Origin of the sequence: Janthinobacterium agaricidamnosum (genome assembly GCF_003667705.1) — a bacterium.
Classification (GTDB): Bacteria; Pseudomonadota; Gammaproteobacteria; order Burkholderiales; family Burkholderiaceae_D; genus Janthinobacterium.
Window position 1 is genome coordinate 4,462,630 of the sequence record NZ_CP033019.1, and the last position, 18,175, is coordinate 4,480,804.

The following is an 18,175-nucleotide window of genomic DNA, read 5'->3' on the forward strand; positions in this document are numbered from 1 at the left end:
TGATACCGCCTAGCGAGGCCCATCGTGAAATCTCTCTTCAGCCGTTTATCCGACGAGTCCGCCGTTACAGCGATCGAATACGCGTTGCTGGCGGGCCTGATCGCGGCAGTGCTGGTGGTCACGATCACCGTGCTGGGCGACCAGGTCAAGCTGCTGTTTGTCTACGTCAAGGACCAAGTGGTCCTGGCCCTGTCATGAACACCCTGCGCGCCTCGCTGCGCACCCACCGCGCCCTGCTGCTGATCGTGCTGCTGTACGCCGCCGCCGCGACCTTGCTGGCCGGCGGCCTGCCCAGCGCATCGGAGATCCTCAACGTGCTGGCCGGCTTCTTCGTGGCCATCCTCACGGGTCCCGTCTTCATCCTGTGCGGTTACACCATCCACGTCATGGTGATGAAACGCCCGCACCGCCTGTGCCACTATCTGTACCACGATCTGCGCCGCTACCTGAGCAACGAACGACTGCTGCACGCGCTGCCAGCCATGCTGCTGATTCCCGTCTTCGCCTCCAGCTTCACCGTCTTCAAGGGCGCCATTCCGCGCCTGCATCCCTACACCTGGGATGCCACCCTGTCCGCCTGGGACATGGCGCTGCATGGCGGCATGGCCCCATGGGAAAGGCTGCAGCCGCTGCTGGGCCACCCGCTCGTCACGGGCTTGCTCAACTTCAGCTACCACTTCTGGTTCTTCCTGTTCTACGCCATCCTGTACTGGCTGATCCTCGACACGCGCCGCCCGCTGCTGCGCATGCAGTTCCTGCTCAGCTTTGCGCTGACCTGGATCGCCCTGGGCAGCATCCTGGCCGTGCTGTTTGCCTCGGTCGGTCCCTGCTACTACGGCCACCTGCACGCCAGCGATCCGTATGCGCCGCTGATGGCCTACCTGCATGACGCCAACCAGCACGTTCCCGTCTGGGCCCTGCAGGTGCAGGAGATGCTGTGGCAAGGCTATCAAAGCAAGGGCGCGAACGGCGAACTGGGGATCTCCGCCATGCCCAGCATGCATGTGGCCACCGCCGTGCTGATGGCCATCATGGGCTGGAAGGTCAGCCGCGCCGCAGGGATCGCCCTGTCCGCCTTCGCCGTGCTGATCCTGCTCGGCTCCATCCACCTGGGCTGGCACTATGCGCTCGACGGCTATGTGGGTGCGGCCGGCGCGGCGCTGGTGTGGCGCCTGGTGGGACGGCTGCTGGGCAGCCAGGCCGCGGCACCGGCCATGCACATGGCCACGGCGCCCTGCATGAGCAAGGAAGGACTGACGTCATGAACGCCCACCTGCCCATGCTGCTGTGCCTGGCCGTGCTGGCCACCCTGCTCGCCAGCGCCCTGTGGCACGACCTGCGCACGCGCCGCATCCCGAACCGGCTGGTGTTGTGGGGCACGCTGGCGGGCTTGATCCTGAACAGCTTCGTGCCGCCAGGTAGCGGCCTGTTCGACGCCTCCTTCGGCGGCCTGGGACTGCTGCAGGCGCTGGCCGGCGCCGCCGCCGGACTGGCCCTGCTGCTGCCCATGTATCTGCTGCGCGCCCTGGGCGCCGGCGACGTCAAGCTGATGGCCATGTGCGGCGCCTTCCTCGGTCCCGACGCCGTGCTCGAAGCGGCCCTGCTGACCTTCCTGTGCGGCGGCGTGCTGGCCCTGGCCGCCGCGCTGGCCGGCCAGCGCCTGCGCCAGGTGCTGAAAAACACCTATCACATGATGCTGGGCGCGCTGCTGCACAGCCTGGCCGGCGGTGCCGCCACGATCGCCGAGCCGCCGCCGGCCACCGGCAAGCTGGCCTACGCCTTCGCCATTGCCAGCGGCACCGGCTTGCAGGTCTTCCTGCAATACACCCACCTGTGGAGCCTGCGCTGAAACGCGCCGCTCCGACGACCAGCCACCATAGGACCCGACCATGGACACCCTCGCCACCCTCTGCCACTCCCGCCACGCCAGCCTGTTCACCAGCATCGCCATGGCTTGCCTGTGGACGTTCTTTGCCAGCGCCCACGTGGTGGGATTCCTGCACAGCGGCGACTGGAGCTATCTGCTGTTCTGCGCCGCCGAAACCCTGGCCGCCCTGTTCTTCATCGTGCGTTCGGCCCCCGTCAGCGTCTCCACCGATGCGGGCGACTGGCTGCTGGCCATCGGCGCCACCTTCGCGCCCTTCCTTCTGTCCCCCGCCGACATGGCCATCTGGCCCGGCGCGCGCTACCTGCTGGCCGTCGGCAGCCTGCTGCAAATCGCCGGCCTGCTGTCGCTGAACCGCAGCTTCGGCCTGGTGGCGGCGCAGCGCGAGATCAAGACGGGCGGTGTCTACCGCGTGATACGACATCCGCTGTATGCCAGCTACCTGATTTCCCTGAGCGGCTACCTGCTGGCCAACACTTCGCCCGCCAACACCGTCATCTATGTCGCGACGATGGGCATGATGGTGATGCGCCTGCTGCGCGAAGAGCGTTTCCTGTCCGCCGACGTGCGCTACCGCGTCTACATGCGCCAGGTGAAGTACCGCCTGCTGCCCTTCATCTTCTGATATCCGGCCATCCGAACAAGAGGAGTATCCATCATGCCTGACACCTATCCAGAACGCAGCGACGGCGGCGGCGTCGAACCGGCGGCCAAGCGCGCGCCACGCACGGTCGAGGAAACGGGATTGCCCTTCCTGTTCCTGGTCGAACTGCTGGTCAAGATACTCTTCCTGCGCGGCCAGATCGGCCTGCCCGCCCTGTCGACGCACGTGAAACTGGGCGCCGGCGTGCTCGAACCGCTGCTCACCTTCATGCGCGCCGAAAAGCTGTGCGAAGCGCGCCGCAACGGCGGCAGCGGCACCGACGCCGACCTGTATTACCTGCTGGGCGACCAGGGCCGCCTGCGCGCCGCCGAATACATGCGCCGCAACGCCTACAGCGGTCCCGCCCCCGTCACCCTGGCCGATTACAGCAACCAGGTGCTGGCGCAAAGCGTGGCCGACATGCATGTCACGCGCGACGACGTGCAGCGCGAATTTCGCGACGTGGTGGCCAGTTCGGCCGTGCTCGACCAGCTGGGCGCAGCGATGAATTCCGGACGCGCCCTGTTCTTTCACGGCCCCGCCGGCAGCGGCAAGAGCTACCTGGCCGAGCGCCTGAACGGCTTGCTCAGCGGCGCCATCGCCCTGCCCCATGCCGTGATGGTCGACGGCGAAGTGCTGCCCTTCCTCGACCCCATGCTGCACACCCTGTCAAGCAAAGGCCGCGTGCCATCCGACCCGCGCTGGGTGCGCGCCGAACGCCCCGCCGTGCTGACGGGCGGCGAGCTGACGCTCGACATGCTGGACCTGCAATTCGACCAGGGCACCCGCCTGTACCAGGCGCCGCCGCACCTGAAGGCCAACAACGGCATCTTCATCATCGACGACCTGGGCCGCCAGCGCTGCTCGCCCGTGGAACTGATGAACCGCTGGATCGTGCCGATGGCGCGCCACATCGATTACCTGTCGCTGCACACGGGCTACAAATTCCCCGTGCCCTTCGACGTCATCGTCGTGTTCTCGTCGAACCTGGCGCCGCAGCAGCTGGCCGACGATTCCTTCCTGCGCCGCATCGGCTACAAGATCCATGTGGGTCCCCTGAGCGCCTACCACTACCTGGCCGTGTTCCGCAGCACCTGCGCCCAGCTGGGCATCAATTTCGACGAAGCCTCCTACACCTACCTGCTGCACCTGCATAGCCTCTACAAGCGGCCCTTGCTCGCCTGCTATCCGCGCGACATCCTCGCGCAGGTCTGCGACCAGGCGCGTTATGAAGACCACCCGGCGCAACTGTCTCCGGAAGTCCTGTTCTGGGCATGGCAAAACTATTTCGGCAGCGATAACGACCTCGCAAGCACACACACCGGACCGGCAGCGGTCCAGCACAAAGGGGAAGCAAAATGAGAAACGCACGCGCTCTGACGATGATGGCCATTGCGGTCATCCTGGCGTTCGCCGCGGTCATCGTGGCCGCGCGCTGGATCAATGCCCAAGCCTCGGGCAACATCAACAAGGTGGCCGTGGCCCAGGTCGACATCAGCCTGGGGGCGCGTCTCACGCCCGACATGGTGCGCATGGTCGACTGGCCATCGAACGCGCTGCCGCCCGGTGCCATCAACGATCCGAAACTGCTGGAAACGCGCGTCACGCGCACCAGCATCCAGCACGGCGAACCGATCATGGAAGGCAAGCTGGCGCCTCCCGGCACGCAAGGGGGCCTGTCGGCCGTCGTCGCCGAGGGCAAGCGCGCCATGACCGTGCGCGTCAACGACGTGGTGGGCGTGGCCGGCTTCGCCCTGCCCGGCAACTTCGTCGACATCCTCGTCAACACCCAGGGCGAAGGGGCCCGCAAGACGCCGGACCGCGATCCGAACATTTCCAAGATCGTGCTCGAACGCATCCTCGTGCTGGCCATCGCCCAGGAATCGAGCCGCGACGACACCAAGCCCAAGGTGGTCAACGCCGTGACCCTGGAGCTGACGCCGGACCAGGCTGAAAAACTCGACCTGGCGCGCAGCGTGGGCACCCTGTCGCTGGTGCTGCGCAACCAGATCGAGGACAAGCCCGTCAACACGGAAGGCGCCACCAAGTCCAGCTTGCTCGATGAAAAGGTCGCCATGGCCGCCCCCGCCGCCATGGTGCAAGCCAAGCCGCTGCCACGCCGCCGTCCCGCCGCCGCACCCGCGCCTCAGGCCGGTCCACGCGTCGATGTCATCAAGGGGCTGGAACGCAGCTCCCAACAATTCTAACCTGCACCAGAGGAGTCACGCCATGAGCACATATTGCACAGCAAGCGGAAGCCGGGTACTGAGCCTGGCGCTTGCCCTCGCCATGATCGGCGCCCTGGCGCCCCAGGCACGCGGCGAACCCGTCGCCGCTGCCGCCACCGCCGCCGGCACCGACACGGGCGCCGCCAGGAGCAGCCGGGCCGCCGCCCGGCCCAGGGCCACGCCGCCGCAAAGCGAATCGCGCGCCGGCCGCACCGAGATGGCGCCGCAAATGAGCCTGGCCGAAGGCAAGTCGACCCTGATGCGCCTGCCGTTCGCCGCCAGCCGCATGTCCGTCGGCGACCCGCGCATCGCCGACGTCATCCTGCTCAATCCCAACGAGGTGTACCTGCTGGGGCGTTCCGTCGGCACCACCAACCTGATCCTGTGGAACAAGAGCAATGACGCCACCATCATCGACCTGGCCGTCGGCATCGACAGCAGCAGCCTGCAGGCACGCATGGCCGAACTGCTGCCGAACGAAAAAATCCACGTCACGGTGGCGGGCGACACCCTGATCCTGTCGGGCATGGTCAGCGACGTCGTCAAGGCCGACCAGGCCCTGTCGCTGGCCAACGCCTATGTACAGCGCAGCGCCCGCAGCGGCGCGGCCAGCTCCGGCGCCGCGCCAGCCGCAGGCGCGGGCGCCGCCGCTGCCGCTCCCGCCGCCACGCCCGATGCGGCCGCACCGCGCGTGATCAACCTGCTGTCGATCGCCGCGCCGCAGCAGGTGATGCTGGAAGTGAAGGTGGCCGAAGTGTCGAAGGTGCTGGTCGACCAGCTGGGCGCCAGTCTGGGCATCAACAAGACCATCGGCAGCTGGTCGTATTCGCTGCTGTCCAGCCTTCTCAGCAACAATCCCAGCGGCTTGAGCGGCGCCAGCAAGAACAACTTCTTCAACCTCGACGCGCAAAAACGCGATGGTCTGATCAAGGTGCTGGCCGAACCGAACATCATGGCCATCAGCGGCCAGGAGGCCAGCTTCCTGGCCGGCGGCAAAATCTTCATCCCCGTCAGCCAGAGCAACAATAACGGCGTGCCCACCATCACCCTGGAAGAGAAGGAATTCGGCGTGGCCGTGAAATTCACGCCCACCGTGCTCGATGGGGGCGCATCAACCTGAAGGTGGCGCCGGAAGTGTCGGACCTGAACAAGGACGGCATCGGCATCACCGCCACCGGCATCTCGGCCACGGCCATCCTGCCCTCGTTCACGACGCGGCGCGCCACCACCACGGTGCAGCTGTTCGACGGCCAGAGCTTCGCCATCGGCGGCCTGATCAAGAACAACGTGACCAGCAATATCAAGGCCCTGCCAGGCCTGGGCGAAGTGCCCGTGCTGGGCGCCCTGTTCCGCAGCACGGACTTCCAGACGGACCGTTCGGAACTGGTCTTCATCATCACGCCGCACCTGGTCAAGCCGCTGCCAGCCGACTACAAGCTGCCCACCGACGGCTACATCCAGCCGACGCGCGGCGACATGTTCATGCAGGGAAAAATGGAAGGCAGCGCGCCCACTCCTGCTGCCGCCCCCGCAGCGCCGGCAGCGCCCATGCAGCCGCAAGCGGCCGCGCCCCAGTCCGCCGCCGGCTTCGACCTCAAATAGGAGAACACCATGAAAACCGCACATTGCCTGCCTTGCGCCACCCTGCTGTCGCTATTGCTGTTAGCCGGCTGCGCCGCCACCACCACGCCCGTGCTCGATTCGCACTTCGGCGAATCGGTGGCCCTGCTCAAGGCGCAGCAGATCATGTATCCGGACGCCTACCGCAACATGGACCCCGTCAGCGGCATCGACGGCAAGGCCGGCGCGAGCGCCTACCAGCGCTACCAGAAATCGTTCGCCGCGCCGGAACCGCAGCCGAATGTCTTCACCATCGGCGTGGGCGGACGCCAGTAGGCGCCAGTTTCGCGACGCACTCCCCCCAGGCCACCAGGAGACAGCCATGAAGACCGCATTTCGCAGGCACGACAAGCAGCAGGGCGCGATCGCCATCGTGCTGGGGCTGACCCTGGTGGTGCTGTTCGCCATGGGCGGCCTGGTGCTGGACCTGGGCCACCTGTACATCGCCAAGACGGAACTGCAGAACGGCGCCGACAGCGCCGCCCTGGCGGGCGCCGTGGAACTCAATCAAAGCGCCGCCGGCATCGACAACGCGCAGACGAAGGCCATCGCCATCGCGCAAAAGAACCGCTACGATTTTTCCACCGCGCTGACCATCACGGCCGCCAACATCAGCTTCGGCCCCAGCCCGGACGGTCCCTGGTCGTCCGGCGCCAGCGCCCGCACCAGCCCGCAGGGCCAGACCTTCATCCGCGTCGACACGGGCAGCAAGACCTTCGCCACCTACCTGATGGGCATCGCCGGCATCGCCAGCACCAGCACCTCGGGCGTGGCCGTGGCGGGGCGCTTCGTCAACGACGTCACGCCGATCGGCGTGTGCGCCGTCGATCCGGCCAACAAGACGGCGCAATACACGTATCCGGCCGCGCCGGCCGGCACGGGCCTGACGGAGCTGGTGGAATTCGGCTTTCGCCGCGGCGTCACCTACAACCTGTTCGGCCTCAATCCGCTGGGCGGGCCGTCCGATCCCTACCTGATCAACCCCGTCGACGCGCCGCCCGGCAGCTGCAGCGCCTCGCACGCGAGCGCCGCCTCCACCGCGCCATTCATGTGCACGGGCAGCAGCGCCGTCATCACCAGCGGCACGGGCCAGGTCTACACGAACACGGGGCTGACGGCTTCGCTGGCCGCCTCGCTCAATTCGCGCTTCGACGACTACGGCGGGCCATCCGTGTGCGACCCCGCGACGGCGCCGCCCGACACCAACATCAAGGAATATCCGTGCGTGGGCGCCGCGTCGCCCTGCGCCGCCGCTGCCGCCAACTCGCCGCCCACCGGCTGGATGCAGCCGGGCGCCAGCACCTTGCCCAGCCAGCAGCCGGTCAGCCTGGCCGGCAACAAACCGAATTACCAGCTGCCGTCAGCCGGTCCCGTCCCGGCACCGTCGGCCACGTTCGCGCAGTTCGCCGGCTACGGCGTGCTGTGGTCCTACGGCCCCGCCTACCAAAGCAATGGCGCCACCCCGGCCAAGGCCGGCACGGCCTACAGCGTCGCGGACGGCAACGCCAACCCCATGTACAGCACGGCCAAGGCGAATTACTTCGACACGGCCAGCTACCCCGTCAGCGCCGGCGCCGGCTTTCCTGCCAGTACGCCGCCTGCGCCATACAACCAGACCAGCGGCCCCACGTTCCAGGCGCCATCGGTGGCCCATCCGGGCCAGCGCAACCGCCGCATCCTCAACGTGGTGCTGGTCGACTGCCGCACGGCGCCCGTCGGGCCGGCTTCGTGCGGCACCATGAACGCGGTCGGTATCGGCAAATTCTTCATGACGATGAAAGCCGATTTCAGCGGCGGCACCAAGCGCCTCGACGTCGAGTTCGCGGGCCTGATCGAGCCCGTGCCGAATTCCGAAATCAAACTCTACAAGTGAGGCGGCCATGCGCATCCACCTTTCCCCTCTCAGCCAGCGCGGCGGCGCCGCCGTCGAATTCGGCATCGTGCTGGCACTGCTGATCACCCTGCTGGCCGGCATCTTCGGCTTCGGCCGCGCTTTCTGGTACTACGACGCGCTGAACAAGGCCACGCGCGACGCGGCGCGCAACATGTCCGTCAAGGCCAAGGCCGGCATCGCCTCGCAGGGCGTGCCGGCGGCCAGACAGACGGTGGCCGATGCGGCCGTCAGCGCCGGCATCAGCGACTTCACCACGGCCAACGTGACGGTCACCTGCCTGGACGCGGCATTCAACGACAGCAGTTGCACCGACGGCACGGCGCCGGGCGGCATCCGCGTCGAAGTCGTCAACTACACGCTGTCGGTGGGCCAGTACCTGCCCTTCGTGATCGGCGCAGCCAGCACCTATGCCACGCCGCTCGCACCGCGCACCACCATGCGCTACATGCTGTAAGGAGAACGCCATGCGCCACCGCCTTTCATCGTCTCCTCCAGCCGGGCTCCAGCGCGGCGCCGCCGCCGTCGAATTCGCCCTGGTGTCGCTGCTGTTTTTCACCCTGCTGTTCGGCATCCTGGAATTCGGCCGCATGCTGTACCTGTACAACACGGTGCAGGAAGTGAGCCGCCGCGCCGCGCGCGAAGCGGTGGTGCGCTGGATCGACCAGACCGACGCCGTCAAGACCCTGGCCCTGTTCGGCGGCACGGCCCTGCCGGCCGCGCCCGAACTGACGGCTGCCAACATCACCATCCGCTACCTGAACAAGAGCGGCGCCGAAGTGACCTTGCCGCCGACTGACCCGGGCGACAACCTGTCGGCCTGCGGCGACATCACGCGCACGGCCAGCTGCATCGACAGCGTGCGCGTATCGATCGACAACGTCAGCTACACGCCGATGGTCAGCCTGTTCGGCTTTCTGAATATCGCCGTGCCAGCCTCGGTGGTGGTCATGCACGCCGAAAGCCTGGGCTTCCAGATCAACTGAACGCCTTTACCGAATGCCTTTACCGGGGAGTACCAAGTGAATATCGTCATCGTCTCGAAGAATGAAGCCCAGCTCAAGCGGCTGACCCGTTTGCTGCGCGAACGCAGCGCGGCCGACCGCGTCTCGCTGCTGGCGAGCATACCGGATGTGTTCGACAACGGCGTCACGCCGGACTTGCTGCTGCTGGAGCAGGAGCAGACGGGCGAGGCGGAGCTGGAACGGCTCGAACTGCTGGGCGGGCGCCATCCGAACCTGGCCATCATCGTGCAATGTCCGCAGCAAAGTCCGCAATTCCTGCTGCGCTCGATGCGCGCCGGCGTGCGCGAAGTGCTGCAGCCCGACGACGACGCGGCCCTGTGCGCCGCCTTGCGCCGCATCGAGGACAAGCTGCAGAAACAGGTCACGCGCAAGGGCCAGGTGCTGGCCTTCGTCTCGTGCAAGGGCGGCAGCGGCGCCACCTTCATCGCCGCCAACCTCGGCTACGCGCTGGCCGCCGGCGAACAGCGCAAGGTGGCGCTGTTCGACCTGAACCTGCAGTTCGGCGACGCCGCCCTGTTCGTCTCGGACCACAAGCCGGCCACCACCCTGTCGCAGCTGTCGCAGCAGATCGTGCGCCTCGATGCGTCGCTGCTCAGCGCCAGCATGATCCAGATCACGCCCGCCTACAGCGTGCTGGCCGCCGCCGACGACCCGGCCCATGCGGCCGACGTCGAGGCCGATCATATCGACCGGCTGCTGACCCTGGCGCGCAGCCAGTACGACTACATCCTGCTCGACGTGGGACGCGGACTCGACCCCGTCAGCGTGCGCGCGCTGGACCGGGCCGACCTGATCTTCCCCGTGCTGCAGGCAACCTTGCCGTATGTGCGCGACGGCAAGCGCCTGCTCGACGTGTTCCGCGGCCTCGGCTACCGCGAAGACAAGGTCCGCCTGATCCTGAACCGCTATGCCAGCAGCGACAGCATCCGCGTGGCCGACCTGGAAGCGGCGTATGGCAAGCACGTCTACAAATCCATCCCCAACCACTATGAAGCGGTGGCGGCCTCCGTCAGCCAGGGCGTGCCCATCCTCAAGCTGACGCCGCACAACGCCGTCTCGCGCGCCCTGCAGGAACTGGCCGCCAGCCTGGCAGGCGAAACCCCGCCCGCCGCGCAAAGCTGGGTTTCGCGGCTGCTCGCGCGCGCCTGAGGCTCCAGCCTGATCCTCGAGCCTGATACCGCCCCACTCACCGGAGACCGACCATGACTGCCGAAAAACTCACCCTGCGGGACCGCCTGGGCTATGCCCAGGATGACGCCAGCCTGAATGACGATGCCGCGCACCAGGGCGCAGCGAGCCACAGCTACCAGCAGCTCAAGCACCGCACCCACCAGGCGCTGCTCGACCGCGTCGACCTGGAGGGCATGCAGCGCCTGTCGCGCGAGCAGATCCGCGAAGAGCTGAAAATCCTCGTCAGCGACGTGCTCACGGAAGACAATGTGGTGATCAACGAGCTGGAACGGCGCTCGCTGATCCGCGACATCCAGGACGAGGTGCTCGGCTTCGGCCCGCTCGAACCGCTGCTGGCCGATCCCGGCGTGTCCGACATCCTCGTCAACACCTATCGGCAGGTGTATGTCGAGCGCCATGGCCGCCTGGAGCTGAGCGACGTCTGCTTCACCGACGACGCCCACCTGATGAAGATCATCGACAAGATCGTCTCGCGCGTGGGCCGGCGCATCGATGAATCGAGCCCCATGGTCGATGCGCGCCTGCCCGACGGTTCGCGCGTGAACGCCATCATCCCGCCGCTGGCCATCGACGGCCCCGTGATGTCGATCCGGCGCTTCTCGGCCCAGCCGTTGCGCCTGGCCGACCTGCTGCTCAAGCACAGCCTGACGGAGGAAATGAGCACCACCCTGCAGGCGCTGGGCAAGGCCAAGGTCAACATCCTGATCTCGGGCGGCACGGGCAGCGGCAAGACCACCATGCTCAATGCGATTTCCGGTTTCATCAGCACGGCCGAACGCATCGTCACCATCGAGGACGCGGCCGAACTGCAGATGCAGCAGCCGCACGTGGTACGCCTGGAAACGCGGCCCGCGAACATCGAGGGCAAGGGCGAGGTAACGCAAAGGGCGCTGGTGCGCAACGCACTGCGCATGCGCCCCGACCGCATCATCCTGGGCGAGGTGCGCGGCGCCGAGGCGCTCGACATGCTGGGCGCCATGAACACGGGCCATGAAGGCTCGATGGCCACCATCCACGCGAACACCCCGCGCGACGCGCTGACGCGGCTGGAAAACATGATCAGCATGGCTTCCGCGGCCCTGCCCGTGAAAGCCATGCGCCAGCAGATCAGTTCGGCCATCAGCGTGGTGGTGCAGGTGTCGCGCCTGACGGACGGCAAGCGCAAGGTCACGTCGATCCAGGAAATCACAGGCATGGAGGGCGAGATGATCACCATGCAGGAAATCTTCACCTTCCGCCAGACGGGCATCGGCGAGGACGGCACGGTGCAGGGGCATTTCCATGCCAGCGGCGTGCGGCCGCGCTTCCTGGAACGCCTGCGCGCCTTCGGCATCAGCCTGCCGGAAACCCTGTTCGATCCCGCCCGCCAGTACCATTAAGGGGAGCATCATGGACTATCTCTATTACGTATTCGCCATCCTCACCTTCATCGCCGTGGTACTGCTGATCGAGGGCGTGTACCTGGCATGGAACACCTCGCGCGGCCCGGAAGCGGAAAGGGTCGCGCGCCGCCTGCGCATCATGTCGGCCGGCGCGCATGGCGACACGGGCAGTTCGATGATCAAGAAGCGCCTGCTGAGCGACACCCCGGCCCTGCAGCGCGTGCTGCTCAGCGTGCCCCGCGTGCATGCGCTCGACCGCCTGCTGGAGCAGTCGGGCCTGAGCTGGAGCGTGGCAAGCTTCGCCGGCGTGATGCTGGCCTCGGCCGGCGCCGCATTTTTGCTGCTCATCTACCTCAGTGTGCCGTGGCTGCTGCTCCTGCCGCTGGTGGCGGGCGCGGCCCTGCTGCCGCTGCTGGTGGTCTTGCGCGCCAAGGCCAAGCGCCTGCAGCGCATCGAGCAGCAACTGCCCGATGCGCTGGATCTGATGGCGCGCGCCCTGCGCGCCGGCCATGCCTTCCCCACGGCCCTGAAAATGGTCGGCGATGAAATGAACGCGCCGCTGGCCGTGGAATTTCGCGCCACCTTCGACGAAGTCAATTTCGGCATCGCCATGCAGGACGCCCTGATGAACCTGGCCACGCGCGTGCCCAGCACGGACTTGCGCTACTTCGTCATCGCCGTGCTGATCCAGCGCGAAACGGGCGGCAACCTGGCCGAACTGCTCGACAGCATCAGCCGCATCATCCGCGAGCGCATCAAGCTGCTGGGACAGGTGCGCGTGCTGTCGGCCGAAGGCAAGCTGTCGGCCTGGATCCTGTCGCTGCTGCCCTTCGGTGCGGCGGCCATGATCCACCTGACCAATCCGCAGTTCCTGGAAATGCTGTTCGTCGACCCGGGCGGACGCAAGATGCTCGCCGGCGCCCTGGTGATGATGGTGTGCGGCATCCTGGTCATGCGCAATATCATCCGCATCCGCGTCTGAGCCCGCAAGGAGAACCCTCATGAATCCCGTGCATATCGCCTTTCTCGCCCTGCTCTTCATTGCCGTCTTCGGCACCGTGCTGGTGGCCATGCGCAGCTTTGCGCCCGATCCCTTGCGCCAGCGCATGGACAACGCCACCGGCAAGAGCGCGGCGGCGCCCGGCGCATCGGCGCCCAGCCCCTGGCTGGCGCGCATGGTGCGCCTGAGCGGCCCCCTGGCCAAACTGTCGCTGCCCGACCAGGGCTGGGAAGGCTCGGTGATGCGCCGGCGCTTCATGAATGCCGGCCTGCGCCAGGCGTCGGCGCCCATCCTGTTCTTTTCCGCCAAGACCATGCTGGCCATCGGCCTGCCCCTGCTGCTGTTCCTGGGACTGAGCGCCTCGGGCAGCCAGGTGGCGGGCAAGGCGCTGCTGTTCTGGCTGCTCATCGTGGCCGCCATCGGCTACTACCTGCCCAATATCGTGCTGGCACAAATGATCAAGCGGCGCCAGCGCGATATCTTCGAAAGCTTTCCCGATGCGCTGGACCTGATGACGGTGTGCGTGGAAGCAGGCCTGGCCATGGATGCGGCGCTGGCCCGGGTGGCGGCCGAGATCGCCCTGAAAAGCGCCGTGCTGGCCGAGGAATTGCATCTGGTGATGCTGGAACTGCGCGCCGGCAACACCAAGGAGCGGGCGCTGCGCAACCTGGCCCTGCGCACGGGCGTCGAGGATGTCGACGCGCTGGTGGCCATGCTGATCCAGGCCGAGCGCTTCGGCACCAGCATCGCCGCGTCGCTGCGCGTGCAGTCGGACCAGCTGCGCACCAAGCGCCGCCAGATGGCCGAGGAAGAAGCGGCGAAGATCGCCCTCAAGCTGCTGTTCCCGCTGATCTTTTTCATCTTCCCTTCGCTGCTGGTCGTCCTGATGGGGCCAGCCTTCCTGCAAATTTACCGCGTGCTCCTGCCCAGCATGGGCAGCGGCAGCTGACCGGAGAACCGCCATGTCACAGCACACCACCCTGATGCTCATGCTCGCCTGCGCCGGCCTGCTGCCCGCCTGCGGCCACCTGCCCGGTCCCGCCAGCCAGCACAGCCAGGCCAATCACGCCGCCCCGCCCCAGGCGCGCAGCATTGACAGCCCCGCCGCCCGCAGCGCCGCGTTCTGCAAGCTGGGCAAGCGCATGCAGGAACTGGGCGATCCGCGCGCGGCGATGGCCGCCTACCGCGAAGCGCTGCTGCTTGAGCCCGACTCGGCCGATGCACGCAATGGCGCCGCCGTGCTGCACGCGCAGCTGGGCCAGCTGGACACGGCGCGCACCATGCTGCAGGCGCTGGCGCAAGAAGCGCCGACGGCCCGGACCTACAACAACCTCGGCTACGTGCTGTACCTGCAGGGCGATTACGCCCAGGCGGCCAGCGTGCTGCGCCAGTCGCTGCAGCTCGACAATGGCCAGCAGCCGGCGCGCGCCAACCTGGATCTCACCATCGCGGCGCTGGCGCGCAGCATAGCGACGGTCGATGCGGCCGATGCCACCGCGGACGCCGTCGCGCCCGATCTGGCGCCGGCGCCCAAGCCGGCGGCACCGGCCAGCCGCCTGCAGCTGACGCAGTCGCAGCCGAATATCTTCACGCTGAGCTGGCGCGACACGCCCGTGGCGCCACGCGCCGCGCCGGCCGACGTGCCCGCCCTGGCGAAGCAGGCGGCGCCGCTGCCACGGCTGGAAGTCATCAACGGCAATGGAGAAACGGGGATGGCGGCGCGCATGCGCGGCATGCTGGGCGGCATGGGCATCAGCGTGCTGCGGCTGGGCAACCAGCGGCCTTACGGCATCCAGGCCAGCAGCATCGTCTACCGTCCCGGGCACGCCGAGGCAGCGGCCGCCCTGGCCCTGGCCTTGGGCGGCATGCCGCAGCTGCAAGCGGCCGGCGACAGCGGCATCGGCGCGGGCGCCGACCTGCGTTTATTGCTGGGCAAGGATGCGGCGGCCAGCCTGCGCGCGCCGGACGTGCGCCTGGCATCGAACGCGACACCGTGACGCAGGCATCAGCGCGGCAGCAGGCGGCGGTCGGCGGGGTTGATCAGGAAGCCCTGCAGGATATCCTGCAGCTGCGGCAGTTTCGCCACGTAGGCGGGAATGCCCAGCTGGCGCGCGCCGAAGTAGTGGGCGATGATGTCGCCCTGCTGCTCCATGTTGAAGTCGGACAGGACGCCGCCCGCCTGCGCATCGTAGCGGTAGGCCCGTTGCCCGATGTAGCCGCCGCGCAGCGCCAGCAGCACGCCATGCAGCAGCACGCCGTAGCCGAGCTGGTACTGCCACACGTGCACCATCTCGTGGATGAAGAACAGCTTGCCGCTGTTGCCTTCGCGGGAAAAATCGTCGCGGTACTGGGCCGGCATGAAGTGCAGGCTGCCGCGCGGCGTCATCGCCGTGTTCTGGTCCTGCAGGCCGAACGGTAGAAAGGAGCCGCGCACGACGCGCACGCGCGCGTAGTCGACGGCGCCCTGGAAGACGCTGCGGGCCATGGCGGTTTCGCCGATGGTGAGGGGGCGGCGCAAGACTCGCATAAGAAGAAGAGAAGAAAGCGCGGCAAGCGTAAAGCCTGCCGCGCCGGTACCGCTTAAACCGAACGAAGGCCGCTGGCCGCCTTGGCGATTTCCGTGATGCGGTCCCAGTTGCCGGCCGCGATCGCGTCTTTCGGCGTCAGCCACGAGCCGCCCACGCAGGCGACGTTCTTGCACGCCAGGAACTGCGACGCCGTCTCTTGCGAGATGCCGCCCGTCGGGCAGAACGTGATGTCCGGCAGCGGGCCGTAAATCGCGTTGAGCATGCCGATGCCGCCCGCCGGCACGGCCGGGAACAGTTTCAGCTGCTGGAAACCGTTTTCACGCGCCGCCATCACTTCGCCTGGCGTCATCACGCCTGGCAGCAATGGCAAGCCGCTGCTTTTCGCCGCCGCCACCAGGGCCGACGTCAGGCCCGGCGACACGCCGAAGACGGCACCCGCATCACGTGCCTGCACGAATTCCTCGGGACGGGTCAGGGTGCCCACGCCGACGATGGCGCCCGGCACGGCCGACATGGCACGGATCGCTTCCAGGCCGTGCTTGGTGCGCAGGGTCACTTCCAGCACGCGGATGCCGCCCGCCACCAGCGCGCGCGCCAGCGGTACGGCGTGTTCAGGATCGTCGATCGCAATCACGGGGATCACGCTCGAGGTGCGCATAATTTCCAGTAGTGTCATGGTCATCTCTTATTTCCTAGCCAAAAAGTCTTCATCGGAACCCGGTACGGTATCGCCGACATTGTCGGCGTCGTGCAAGGCGACGGTGGTGGGAATCGGCGACGGCAGGCCGAAGGTGGTGGCACCCTCTTCCGCCGCGCTGACGGTGGAACGGAACATGGAAAACAGCTCGCGGCCCATGCCGACGTGGTTCGGCGACAGGTCGGCCGTGACCAGCGCACGCGCGTGCCAGACGTCGGCCGGCACCAGCGCCTCCAGTACGCCCGTAAAGGCGTCGAGGCGGATGATGTCGCCGTCGCGCACGAGGCCCAGGGGGCCGCCGGCGAGGATTTCAGGCGAGACGTGGATGGCGGCCGGCACCTTGCCCGACGCGCCCGACATGCGGCCATCGGTGACCAGCGCCACGTGGCGGCCCGCATCCTGCAGGTTGGCCAGCGCCGGGGTCAGCGCATGCAGTTCCGGCATGCCGTTGGCGCGCGGCCCCTGGAAGCGCAGCACGGCGACGAAATCGCGGTCCAGCGTGCCGGCCTTGTAGGCGGCCATGAAGTCTTCCTGCGAATTGAATACCAGGGCAGGCGCTTCGACCGTGCGGTGCTGCGGCTTGACGGCCGACACCTTCATCACGGCGCGGCCCAGGTTGCCCGCCACCAGGACCATGCCGCCGTCCGGCGCGAAAGGATTGCTGGCCGGGCGCAGCACGTTTTCGTCGGCGCTGGCGGCCGGCGCATCTTTCCAGAAGACCTTGCCGTCTTCGCCGAGGAACGGCTCCATGCAGTGCGCGCGCAAGCCGTGGCCCAGGATGGTGTTGACGTCTTCGTGCAGCAAGCCCGCGTCCAGCAATTCGCGGATCAGATAACCGGTACCGCCGGCAGCGTGAAAATGGTTCACGTCGGCGTCGCCGTTCGGGTAGATGCGCGTGAGCATCGGCACGATGGCCGACAGTTCATTGAAATCGTTCCAGTCGATGACGATGCCGGCCGCCTTGGCGATCGCCACCAGGTGCAGGGTGTGATTGGTCGAGCCGCCCGTGGCCAGCAAGCCCACGACGGCGTTGACGATACATTTCTCGTCGACGATATGGCCGACTGGCAAGTAGCTGCCGCTTTGCGCCGTGATGACGGCCGCGCGCTGGGCGGCGGCCTTGGTCAGCGCATCGCGCAGCGGCGTGTTCGGCGTGATGAAGGCGGCGCCCGGCAAATGCAGGCCCATCACTTCCATCAGCATCTGGTTGCTGTTCGCCGTGCCGTAGAAGGTACAGGTGCCGGCGCCATGGTAGGCTTTCGACTCGCCTTCAAGCAAGTCTTCGCGCGTGGCCTTGCCTTGCGCATACAGCTGGCGCACCTTGGCTTTTTCCTGGTTCGACAGGCCCGACGTCATCGGACCGGCCGGCACGAAGACGGCCGGCAAGTGGCCGAAGTGCAGCGCGCCGATCAAGAGGCCCGGCACGATCTTGTCGCACACGCCCAGGTACAGGGCCGCGTCGAACATATTGTGCGACAGCGCCACGGCCGTCGACATGGCGATGGTGTCGCGCGAAAACAGCGACAGTTCCATGCCCGGCTGGCCTTGCGTCACGCCATCGCACATGGCGGGCACGCCGCCGGCGAACTGGGCGACGGCGCCCACTTCGCGCACGGCTTGCTTGATGATCTGCGGGAAGCCTTCGAAGGGCTGGTGCGCCGACAGCATGTCGTTGTACGAGGACACGATGGCCACGGACGGCTTCTTGTACTCCTTCAGCGACAGCTTGTCGTTGGCGGGAAAGGCGGCAAAGCCGTGCGCCAGGTTGGTGCACGACAGGGCGCCGCGCTGCACGCCCTGGATGCGGGCCGCATCCAGATGCGCCAGATAGGCGCCGCGCGATGGCCGGCTGCGCGCGATGATGCGCGCTGTTACGGATTCGACTACTGGATGCAGCGCCATATGGATTTCCTTAAAAATGAGTATTTCGTGAAATTTTACTACAAAACGGTGAAGAAGAAGCACTCTTGCATGGGCCGACCACACAAATAAGCCACGGATTGCGGCGTATCAAGGCAAGCCCGGCAAATATCGCGTATCGGCAGCTGTCAACATAGCTCTTATATGGCACGGGTGCAATCGCTA

18 protein-coding genes and 1 pseudogene are annotated in these 18,175 nt (G+C 67.0%); 16 read left to right on the top strand and 3 right to left on the bottom strand.

The genetic code is table 11. The features are described 5' to 3' along the window. Window positions 1-24: 24 nt before the first annotated feature. From D9M09_RS20150 to D9M09_RS20225, 16 genes and pseudogenes are all read left to right on the top strand, one after another. Window positions 25-198, top strand: a complete 174-nt coding sequence (locus tag D9M09_RS20150; protein ID WP_071654391.1) for a Flp family type IVb pilin — start codon at window positions 25-27, stop codon at window positions 196-198. Continuing rightward, window positions 195-1,265, top strand: a complete 1,071-nt coding sequence (locus D9M09_RS20155) for a phosphatase PAP2 family protein (RefSeq protein WP_121670234.1) — start codon at window positions 195-197, stop codon at window positions 1,263-1,265. The genes D9M09_RS20150 and D9M09_RS20155 overlap by 4 nt, the downstream gene beginning before the upstream one ends. Next, window positions 1,262-1,849 (top strand): A24 family peptidase, encoded by a 588-nt coding sequence (locus D9M09_RS20160; RefSeq protein ID WP_205602273.1) that lies wholly within the window; start codon window positions 1,262-1,264, stop codon window positions 1,847-1,849. The genes D9M09_RS20155 and D9M09_RS20160 overlap by 4 nt, the downstream gene beginning before the upstream one ends. Before the next feature lie 40 nt (window positions 1,850-1,889). Further along, on the top strand, window positions 1,890-2,510 hold the full coding sequence (locus tag D9M09_RS20165; RefSeq protein WP_070222435.1) for a methyltransferase family protein: 621 nt from the start codon (window positions 1,890-1,892) through the stop codon (window positions 2,508-2,510). A 33-nt stretch (window positions 2,511-2,543) separates the two neighbouring features. Next, on the top strand, window positions 2,544-3,890 hold the full coding sequence (locus D9M09_RS20170; protein WP_205602274.1) for an ATP-binding protein: 1,347 nt from the start codon (window positions 2,544-2,546) through the stop codon (window positions 3,888-3,890). Continuing rightward, window positions 3,887-4,735, top strand: a complete 849-nt coding sequence (gene cpaB / locus D9M09_RS20175) for a Flp pilus assembly protein CpaB (protein ID WP_058049598.1) — start codon at window positions 3,887-3,889, stop codon at window positions 4,733-4,735. Before D9M09_RS20170 ends, cpaB begins: the two co-directional genes overlap by 4 nt. Before the next feature lie 280 nt (window positions 4,736-5,015). After that, window positions 5,016-6,358, top strand: a pseudogene (locus D9M09_RS20180) (type II and III secretion system protein family protein). Between the two features lie 9 nt (window positions 6,359-6,367). Beyond that, window positions 6,368-6,652 (top strand): hypothetical protein, encoded by a 285-nt coding sequence (locus D9M09_RS20185; RefSeq protein ID WP_070222427.1) that lies wholly within the window; start codon window positions 6,368-6,370, stop codon window positions 6,650-6,652. Between the two features lie 46 nt (window positions 6,653-6,698). Next, the gene (locus D9M09_RS20190) at window positions 6,699-8,249 is read left to right on the top strand and encodes a TadE/TadG family type IV pilus assembly protein (protein WP_121670235.1); all 1,551 of its coding nucleotides are present in this window, start codon (window positions 6,699-6,701) and stop codon (window positions 8,247-8,249) included. Window positions 8,250-8,256: 7 nt separating this feature from the next. Further along, entirely contained in the window at window positions 8,257-8,724 is a 468-nt protein-coding gene (locus D9M09_RS20195; RefSeq protein WP_070289154.1) for a TadE/TadG family type IV pilus assembly protein, read from the top strand. 10 nt (window positions 8,725-8,734) lie between these two features. Further along, entirely contained in the window at window positions 8,735-9,253 is a 519-nt protein-coding gene (locus D9M09_RS20200) for a TadE/TadG family type IV pilus assembly protein (protein ID WP_121670236.1), read from the top strand. Window positions 9,254-9,289: 36 nt separating this feature from the next. Further along, window positions 9,290-10,441, top strand: a complete 1,152-nt coding sequence (locus D9M09_RS20205) for an AAA family ATPase (protein WP_070222419.1) — start codon at window positions 9,290-9,292, stop codon at window positions 10,439-10,441. A 53-nt stretch (window positions 10,442-10,494) separates the two neighbouring features. Continuing rightward, on the top strand, window positions 10,495-11,862 hold the full coding sequence (locus D9M09_RS20210; RefSeq protein WP_070222417.1) for a CpaF family protein: 1,368 nt from the start codon (window positions 10,495-10,497) through the stop codon (window positions 11,860-11,862). A gap of 10 nt (window positions 11,863-11,872) precedes the next feature. Then, window positions 11,873-12,847 (top strand): type II secretion system F family protein, encoded by a 975-nt coding sequence (locus tag D9M09_RS20215; RefSeq protein WP_070222415.1) that lies wholly within the window; start codon window positions 11,873-11,875, stop codon window positions 12,845-12,847. 19 nt (window positions 12,848-12,866) lie between these two features. Further along, window positions 12,867-13,814, top strand: a complete 948-nt coding sequence (locus D9M09_RS20220; RefSeq protein ID WP_099408935.1) for a type II secretion system F family protein — start codon at window positions 12,867-12,869, stop codon at window positions 13,812-13,814. A gap of 13 nt (window positions 13,815-13,827) precedes the next feature. After that, window positions 13,828-14,862 carry a LytR C-terminal domain-containing protein gene (locus D9M09_RS20225; RefSeq protein ID WP_121670237.1) on the top strand — a complete coding sequence of 345 codons (1,035 nt, stop codon included), beginning with the start codon at window positions 13,828-13,830 and terminating at the stop codon, window positions 14,860-14,862. A gap of 8 nt (window positions 14,863-14,870) precedes the next feature. Here the strand turns inward: D9M09_RS20225 and D9M09_RS20230 are convergent, their stop codons facing one another. From D9M09_RS20230 to edd, 3 genes are all read right to left on the bottom strand, one after another. After that, entirely contained in the window at window positions 14,871-15,383 is a 513-nt protein-coding gene (locus tag D9M09_RS20230) for a type IV secretion protein Rhs (protein ID WP_121670238.1), read from the bottom strand. 62 nt (window positions 15,384-15,445) lie between these two features. After that, window positions 15,446-16,075: a bifunctional 4-hydroxy-2-oxoglutarate aldolase/2-dehydro-3-deoxy-phosphogluconate aldolase gene (eda, locus tag D9M09_RS20235; protein ID WP_099379039.1), complete on the bottom strand. Its 630-nt coding sequence runs from the start codon at window positions 16,073-16,075 to the stop codon at window positions 15,446-15,448. A 3-nt stretch (window positions 16,076-16,078) separates the two neighbouring features. After that, the gene (edd, locus tag D9M09_RS20240; RefSeq protein WP_121670239.1) at window positions 16,079-17,992 is read right to left on the bottom strand and encodes a phosphogluconate dehydratase; all 1,914 of its coding nucleotides are present in this window, start codon (window positions 17,990-17,992) and stop codon (window positions 16,079-16,081) included. Window positions 17,993-18,175: the final 183 nt, after the last annotated feature.